Annotated in this window: 8 protein-coding genes; all 8 read left to right on the plus strand. The window is 66.6% G+C overall.

Annotated features, from left to right (window positions below):
- Position 1: 1 nt before the first annotated feature.
- The 8 genes from hemF (at position 2) to GJ695_RS24970 (ending at position 7258) form a co-directional block, all read left to right on the plus strand.
- On the plus strand, positions 2-928 hold the full coding sequence (gene hemF / locus GJ695_RS24935) for an oxygen-dependent coproporphyrinogen oxidase (RefSeq protein ID WP_154369584.1): 927 nt from the start codon (positions 2-4) through the stop codon (positions 926-928).
- Positions 929-930: 2 nt separating this feature from the next.
- The gene (locus GJ695_RS24940) at positions 931-1590 is read left to right on the plus strand and encodes a nicotinate-nucleotide adenylyltransferase (protein WP_229260335.1); all 660 of its coding nucleotides are present in this window, start codon (positions 931-933) and stop codon (positions 1588-1590) included.
- Positions 1590-2270 carry a ribosome silencing factor gene (gene rsfS / locus GJ695_RS24945; RefSeq protein WP_154369588.1) on the plus strand — a complete coding sequence of 227 codons (681 nt, stop codon included), beginning with the start codon at positions 1590-1592 and terminating at the stop codon, positions 2268-2270. Before GJ695_RS24940 ends, rsfS begins: the two co-directional genes overlap by 1 nt.
- A 6-nt stretch (positions 2271-2276) precedes the next feature.
- The gene (rlmH, locus tag GJ695_RS24950) at positions 2277-2747 is read left to right on the plus strand and encodes a 23S rRNA (pseudouridine(1915)-N(3))-methyltransferase RlmH (RefSeq protein WP_072789839.1); all 471 of its coding nucleotides are present in this window, start codon (positions 2277-2279) and stop codon (positions 2745-2747) included.
- Between the two features lie 10 nt (positions 2748-2757).
- Positions 2758-3378, plus strand: coding sequence for a Maf family protein (locus GJ695_RS24955; RefSeq protein ID WP_154369590.1), 621 nt, complete (start codon positions 2758-2760; stop codon positions 3376-3378).
- Positions 3379-3397: 19 nt separating this feature from the next.
- Positions 3398-4864: a ribonuclease G gene (gene rng / locus GJ695_RS24960; protein ID WP_154369592.1), complete on the plus strand. Its 1467-nt coding sequence runs from the start codon at positions 3398-3400 to the stop codon at positions 4862-4864.
- 262 nt (positions 4865-5126) lie between these two features.
- A complete protein-coding gene (locus GJ695_RS24965) occupies positions 5127-6200 on the plus strand; it encodes an AraC family transcriptional regulator (protein WP_154369595.1) in 1074 nt (357 codons plus the stop codon).
- A 203-nt stretch (positions 6201-6403) separates the two neighbouring features.
- Positions 6404-7258, plus strand: coding sequence for a helix-turn-helix transcriptional regulator (locus GJ695_RS24970; protein WP_154369596.1), 855 nt, complete (start codon positions 6404-6406; stop codon positions 7256-7258).
- Positions 7259-7364: the final 106 nt, after the last annotated feature.

Here is a 7364-nt window from a genome sequence, read left to right on the forward strand (position 1 = left end):
GATGCCGTCCCTGCCGTCTTCTCCTCCGCAGCCCGCAGCAGTCAAGGCCTGGCTGCTCGACCTGCAAAGCCGCATCGTGCAGGCGCTGGAAGCCGTCGACGGCAAGGACTTCCTGCGCGACGAGTGGCAGCGCGCGGAAGGCGGCGGCGGCATTTCGCGCCTGGTGGAAGAAGGCAATGTGATCGAACGCGGCGGTGTGAACTTCTCGCACGTGCTGGGCGCGAAGCTGCCGCCATCGGCGTCGGCGCACCGTCCTGACATCGGCGGCAATCCGTGGGAAGCCATGGGCGTGTCGCTGGTGATCCATCCGCGTAATCCGTATGCGCCGACGGTGCACATGAACGTGCGCTTTTTCAGCACCACCAATGCGGCGGGCGAACCGGTATGGTGGTTCGGCGGCGGCATGGACCTGACGCCGTATTACGGTTTCAAGGAAGACGTCAGACACTTCCACCAGACCTGCCATGACGCCCTCGCCCCGTTCGGCGACGACCTGCACGGCAAGTTTAAAAAATGGTGCGACGAGTATTTCTACCTGAAGCACCGCCAGGAGGCGCGCGGCGTCGGCGGCATCTTCTTCGATGACCACAACGCCGATGGTTTCGCGCAAAGCTTCGCCATGACGCAAAGCGTCGGCGACGCTTTCATCAAGGCTTACCTGCCGATCCTGGCACAGCGCAAGGACACGCCGTACGGCGAGCGCGAACGCGACTTCCAGGCCTACCGGCGCGGCCGCTATGTCGAATTCAATCTGGTGTTCGACCGCGGCACGCTGTTCGGCCTGCAATCCGGCGGCCGCACCGAGGCGATCCTGATGTCGATGCCGCCGATCGTCAAATGGCGCTATCGCTGGGAGCCGGAGGACGGCACGCCGGAAGCGGCGCTGTACACCGACTTCCTGCCGCATCGCGACTGGCTCGCCGCGTGACGATGGCCTACCGCGTCGCACTGCTGGGAGGCAGCTACGATCCGGTGCATCTAGGTCACGTCGCGTTGGGCGAATACTTCGCCAACCTGCTGCAAGTCGACCAGTTGCGCGTGATCCCCACCGGCCTGCCGTGGCAGAAAACCTCGCTGAAGGCGTCGGCGCAACAGCGCGCCGACATGGTGGCGCTGGCGTTTGCCGGCCGGCCGTTCAGCGTGGCGGTGGACATGCAGGAAATCGCGCGCGGCGCCCAGGGGCTGCCGACGTATTCCATCGACACCTTGCGCCAGGTGCGCGCCGAACTGGGGCCGCAGGCTTCCATCAGTTTCCTGATGGGCGCCGACCAGTTGCAGCGGCTCGACACCTGGCACGAATGGCAGGCGCTGTTCGACTACGCGCATTTTTGCGTAGCGGCCCGCCCGGGCTATGACATTGCCACCGCCGGCCTGCCGCCGGCAGTGGCGCAGGCGTTCTCCAGCCGACTGGGAACGCCGGAACAAATCCGTAACACGCCGCATGGTCTGACTTATCTGGCACAAGACTTCGCGGTGGATATCTCTGCTACCCAGATACGTGCGGCATTACAACGGGGGGAACCGGCAAACTCGCTTATCCCGCCGCTAGTGCTAGACTATATTGAACAACATCATCTATACAAAAGCTAATGGACATCAAAAAACTGCAAACCCTGGTCGTTGACGCCCTTGAAGACGTCAAGGCCCAAGACATCGTCCTGTTCGACACGACCCACCTGACCAGCCTGTTCGACCGCATCGCCATCGCGTCCGGTACCTCGAACCGCCAGACCAAGGCGCTGGCCGCCTCGGTGCGCGACAAGGTGAAAGCCGCCGGCGGCGACGTCTACGGCATGGAAGGCGAGGACACCGGTGAATGGGTGCTGGTCGACCTGGGCGACATCATCGTCCACATCATGCAGGCGCCGATCCGCGCTTACTACCGCCTGGAAGAAATCTGGGGCGACAAGCCGGTGAAACTGGGCGCCGCCAAGCGCAAGAACACCGTTGAAGGCGAAGCCGCCGCCGAGCCGAAGAAAGTCAGCAGCCACCTGGCCGCCGGCAAAAAAGCCGTCGACGCCTCGCCGGTGGTCGAGAAAAAGACCCCGGCCCGCAAGCCTGCCGCCGCCAAGGCCACCGCTGTCAAGAAGACCGCCGCCAAGCCGGCCGCCGTCCCGGCCGGCAAGAAGATCAAGGTTGGCGCACCCAAAGCCAGCGTTGCCGCCGTCAAGGCACTGAAAGCGACGCCGAAGCCACGCGCCACCAAGCCGAAGGCCGAAGAAGCGCCAGCCAAGACCGTCATCAAGCGTATCAAAAAAGCTGCCGAGTAATCCGCCATGCAGCTGATCATCGCTGCGGTCGGCCACAAGATGCCGGCCTGGATCGAAACCGGCTACGCCGAGTATGTGAAGCGCATGCCGCCGGAACTGAAGATCGTGCTGAAGGAAATCAAGCCGGTCGAACGTTCCGGCAGCAAGACCGCCGCCACCGCGATGGCGCTGGAACGCGAGCGCATCGAGGCGGCGCTGCCGAAATCGGTGCGCATCATCGCCCTCGATGAACGCGGCAAGGACCTGACTTCGGTCGGCCTGTCGCAGCAGCTGGAAGCCTGGCAGCAGGACGGCCGCGACACCGCCTTTCTGATCGGCGGCGCCGACGGCCTCGATCCGGCACTGAAGGCGCGCGCCGAAGGGCTGATCCGCATCTCCAGCATGACGCTGCCACATGGTATGGTGCGGGTCATGCTGGCCGAGCAGCTGTACCGCGCCTGGACCATTACGCAGAACCACCCTTATCACCGCGTCTAACAACAACCATATGAAACCGGTCGACAAGAAGATCTACCTTGCCTCCAAAAGCCCGCGCCGGCGCGAACTGCTGCGCCAGGTGGGCATCGACTTCGAACTTCTGCTGCTGCGCAACGACGGCCCGCGCGGCGCCGACGTGACGGAGGAAGTGCTGCCCGGCGAGGCGCCGCTCGACTACGTGGCGCGCGTGGCCAAGGAAAAAGCCGTGTTCGCGGCGGATCTCGTGGTGCGCCGCCGCATGGCGCCGCGCCCGGTGCTGTCGGCCGACACCACCGTCACCATCGACGGCGCCATCCTCGGCAAGCCGGCCACGCCGGCCGAAGCGATCGCCATGCTGCAGCAGCTGTCGGGCCGCACGCACCAGGTGCTGACCGCCATCGCGGTGGAAGCGGCCGGCTTCTCGGCGCAGATCACCCAGGTGTCGGAGGTGCGCTTCGGCGTGCTGTCGCCGGCCGCCATCGCCGCCTACTGCGCCACCGCCGAGCCCTACGACAAGGCCGGCGCCTACGGCATCCAGGGCCCCGCCGCCGCCTTCATCGAACACATCGCCGGCAGCCATTCGGGCATCATGGGCCTGCCCATCTACGAAACGGTGCAGCTGCTGCGTCAGGCGGGTTTGCCGCTGCCGTAGTAGCGTGTATGATCGGGGCATGAACGAAGACATCCTGATCAACATCACTCCGCAGGAAACCCGCGTCGCCCTCATCATGCAGGGCGCCGTGCAGGAACTCCACATCGAACGCACCCTCACGCGCGGCCTGGCCGGCAACGTCTACTCCGGCAAGGTGGTGCGCGTGCTGCCCGGCATGCAGTCGGCCTTCATCGACATCGGCCTGGAACGCGCGGCCTTCCTGCACGTGGCCGACATCTGGGAAGCCCGCCCGCACGACGGCGGCAACAACGCCACGCCGACGCCGATCGAAAAGCTGCTGTTCGACGGCCAGGTGCTGACGGTGCAGGTGATCAAGGACCCGATCGGCACCAAGGGCGCGCGGCTGTCGACGCAGATCTCGATCGCCGGCCGCATGCTGGTCTACCTGCCGCAGGATGCGCACATCGGCATCTCGCAGAAAATCGAAAAGGAAGCGGAGCGCGAAGCGCTGCGCACGCGCCTGCAAAGCCTGCTGCCGGCCGATGAAAAAGGCGGCTACATCGTGCGCACGCAGGCCGAGGACGCCTCGGACTCCGACATCGCCGCCGACGTCGAATACCTGCGCAAGACCTGGGCCGCCATCACCCACGGCGCCCGCACCAGGCCGGCCACCACGCTGCTGCACCAGGACTTGAGCCTGGCCCAGCGCGTGCTGCGCGACTTCGTGCACGACGAGACCGCCACCATCCAGGTCGACTCGCGCGAGAACTACCTGAACCTGCAGGAATTCGGCCAGGCCTACACGCCGGGCGTGCTGCCGCGCCTGCACCACTACACCGGCGAACGGCCGCTGTTCGACCTGTACGGCGTGGAGGAAGAGATCCTGCGCGCGCTGGGCCGGCGCGTGGACCTGAAGTCCGGCGGCTACCTGATCGTCGACCAGACCGAGGCGATGACCACCATCGACGTCAACACCGGCGGCTTCGTCGGCGGCCGCAATTTCGCCGATACGATCTTCAAGACCAACCTGGAAGCGGCGCACGCGATCGCGCGCCAGCTGCGGCTGCGCAACCTGGGCGGCATCATCATCCTCGACTTCATCGACATGGAGAACAGCGAGCACCGCAACGCCGTGCTGGGCGAGCTCAAGAAAGCGCTGGCGCGCGACCGCACCAAGGTGTCGGTCAGCGGCTTCTCGGCGCTGGGGCTGGTGGAGATGACGCGCAAGCGCACCCGCGAATCGCTGGCGCACATCCTGTGCGAACCGTGCCCGGCCTGCAACGGCAAGGGCCAGGTGAAAACCTCGCGCACCATCTGCTACGAAATCCTGCGCGAACTGCTGCGCGAAGCCAAGCAGTTCAACCCGCGCGAATTCCGCATCCTGGCGTCGCAGGAAGTGGTCGACATGTTCCTCGAAGAAGAGTCCCAGCACCTGGCGATGCTGGGCGATTTCATCGGCAAGAAAATCTCGCTGCAGGTGGAAACCGCCTACCATCAGGAACAGTACGACGTGATCCTGATGTAGTGCACGCTCGCAACCGAATGTTCTTGTAAGCAAACTTCCCGGTCCGCGCCACGCGGACCGGCGTCTTCCCCCTTCCCGGCCGCCGCCCCGGCGGCGGTTTCAGCACTTTCGCGAAACGCGCGCACGTATCCGAAAGACACGCGCCGGCCCCTCCCCTACCATCATCTGACCGGCATCGCCCATGCGCCGCCGGCGACGGCACGCCCGGTGGCGGCCGCGCCATTGACCGCTGCCCTCCGCCGGGAACACACGACGCATCACCTTGAGCATCATAAAAAAAAGAAAACAGCCGCGCCACGCAGCCGGCGCCGGCGCCAGCGCCGCCATCCATCCGCTCTACACGCTGCGCCCGCTGCTCGGCCTGCTGGAGGCGGCCGGCGTGACGCCCGAGGCGGCGCTGCGCGGCGTCGGCGTGCTGCCGTCGGTGCTGGAGCAGCCCTACGCCCTGCTGTCGCAGCGGCAGATGATCACCGTCTACGACAACGTGCTGGCGCTGGCGCCGGCCGACACCTGCGCGCTGACGCTCGGCCTGTCGTGCCGCCTCAGCGACCTCGGGCTTTACGGCTACGCGCTGCACAGCAGTGCACGCCTGCGCGACGGCTGCGCGTTCGCGCTGCGCCACCGCGCATTGGCGCTACCCATGACCGAGCTGGCGCTGGCCGAAACGGACCAGGAGGCCTGCTGGACCATCGGCCTGCAGGCGGACGTCACGCTGTCCAGCGCGCTGCGGCAGTTCGTGCTGGGCTACCAGAGCGGACTGCTGATGGCCATCCACCGCCAGATGACGCCGCCGTCCCAGGGCGGGTTCCGGCTCACGACGGCCAGCCTGGCCTGCCCGCCGCCGCGGCGCGCGGCCGCCTACCACACCGTGCTTGGCTGTCCCATCGCCTTCAACGCCGCTGAAACCCGGCTGCACTTCAGCGCGGCCTGGCTGGACCTGCCGCCGCCCGGCGCCCATGCGCTGACGTTCCGGCTGCTCGCGGACGCCTGCGACGCGCTGCGCCACCGCGCCGGCGCCGGCGGCGACCTCGTCGATGTCATCGAAGGCATGCTGCTGAACCAGCCGGCGCGGCTGGCCACCATCGACCAGATGGCCGCGCGGCTGCAACTGCATCCGCGCACGCTGCGGCGGCGCCTGGCGCAACAGGGCGTCAGCTACCGCGACATCGTCGACCAGGTACGCTTCCAGCTGGCCGCGCGCTACCTGGCCGACCCCGCGCTGACGCACGAGGCGATCTCGGAAAAGCTCGGCTTCAGCGACGCCTCGAGCTTCCGCCGCGCCTTCAAGCGCTGGAGCCGGCTGTCGCCCAAGGCCTTCCGCCACGGCGACCACTGACGCCGCCGCCGCGTCCTCCGCAGTGTCCTCTTTTGTCGCGCGAATTGTCCGAAACAGCACTCCCGGTCCGTTGCGGCCAATGCGAGAATCCACCCTACAACCACCGTTGAACTGCACCCAGCAGGTCATCTCACTTCACAGGGATATACCATGCGCCAGTGTCCACCGACCGCACACCCGCACCGCGCCTGCGGAGGCGTTTTATGAACCTCTGCATCGAGGAGCGCGCTGGCCGCCAGCCAGCTGTCCTCGAAGCGCACTGCCACGGCATGCACATCCGTATCGGCAGGGGCTTGTACCACGAGCCGCGCGAGCGCAGCCACGACGACCACGAAATCGCCGCGCCGGGCACCCATGCGTCGGCCATCCTCACCTACCGCGACGCCGACGGCGAGCCGCAGCAGATCAAGGTGTCGGACCGGCATATCTGCGTCATCCCGGCCGGCCACGTGCACACGGCCGCCTGGCCCTCGGAGGCGCAGCTCACCAGCATCGCCGTCAAGCCGGCCTTCCTGCACGCGCTGGCGCGCGCCAACGGCTATCTCGGCCATGAAATCGCGCCGCAGTACGCCTCGGTCGATCCCTTCATGTGGCATATGGCGCGCTCGATCGAGCAGCAGATGCAAAGCCGGCGCGAACTGGAAAAATCGTATGTCGAATCGGTGGCCATCATCATCGGCCAGCACCTGCTGTGCACCTATACCGACACGCCGGCGCCGTCGGCCAGCCTGGGCGGGCTGCCGCGCTACAAGATTCGCCGCGCCGTCGACTACATCCGCGCCCACTTCCAGGAAGACATCGGCTTCAAGGACATCGCCGACCAGCTCGACATGAGCCCGTACCACTTCGCCCGCATGTTCAAGCACTCGATGCAGGAATCGCCGCACCAGTTCATCATGCGCTGCCGCATCGAGTCGGCCAAGAAGATGCTGATCGAAAGCGACAAGAGCATCGCCGATATCGCCTTCGACGTGGGCTACAAAAGCCAGAGCTACTTCACCACGCGCTTTGCGCTGCTGGTGGGGGTCACGCCGGCCGCCTTTCGCGGCGCGCGCTAGCCGGCGCGCCGCCCGGCCTCACTCCACATCCATCAGGTCGCCGCTGGCGAAGGCCAGCACGGCGCGCGCCAGCACCACGTCGGCGCCGGCCTCGCCGTCGGCGCTG

The sequence above is a fragment of the Duganella alba genome, from assembly GCF_009674495.1.
Taxonomy (GTDB): Bacteria; Pseudomonadota; Gammaproteobacteria; order Burkholderiales; family Burkholderiaceae_D; genus Rugamonas; species Rugamonas alba.

Coding starts and splice junctions, on each gene's coding strand:
- hemF (WP_154369584.1), top strand. CDS start 2: ATGCCGTCCCTGCCGTCTTCTCCTCCGCAGCCCGCAGCAGTCAAGGCC.
- GJ695_RS24940 (WP_229260335.1), top strand. CDS start 931: ATGGCCTACCGCGTCGCACTGCTGGGAGGCAGCTACGATCCGGTGCAT.
- rsfS (WP_154369588.1), top strand. CDS start 1,590: ATGGACATCAAAAAACTGCAAACCCTGGTCGTTGACGCCCTTGAAGAC.
- rlmH (WP_072789839.1), top strand. CDS start 2,277: ATGCAGCTGATCATCGCTGCGGTCGGCCACAAGATGCCGGCCTGGATC.
- GJ695_RS24955 (WP_154369590.1), top strand. CDS start 2,758: ATGAAACCGGTCGACAAGAAGATCTACCTTGCCTCCAAAAGCCCGCGC.
- rng (WP_154369592.1), top strand. CDS start 3,398: ATGAACGAAGACATCCTGATCAACATCACTCCGCAGGAAACCCGCGTC.
- GJ695_RS24970 (WP_154369596.1), top strand. CDS start 6,404: ATGAACCTCTGCATCGAGGAGCGCGCTGGCCGCCAGCCAGCTGTCCTC.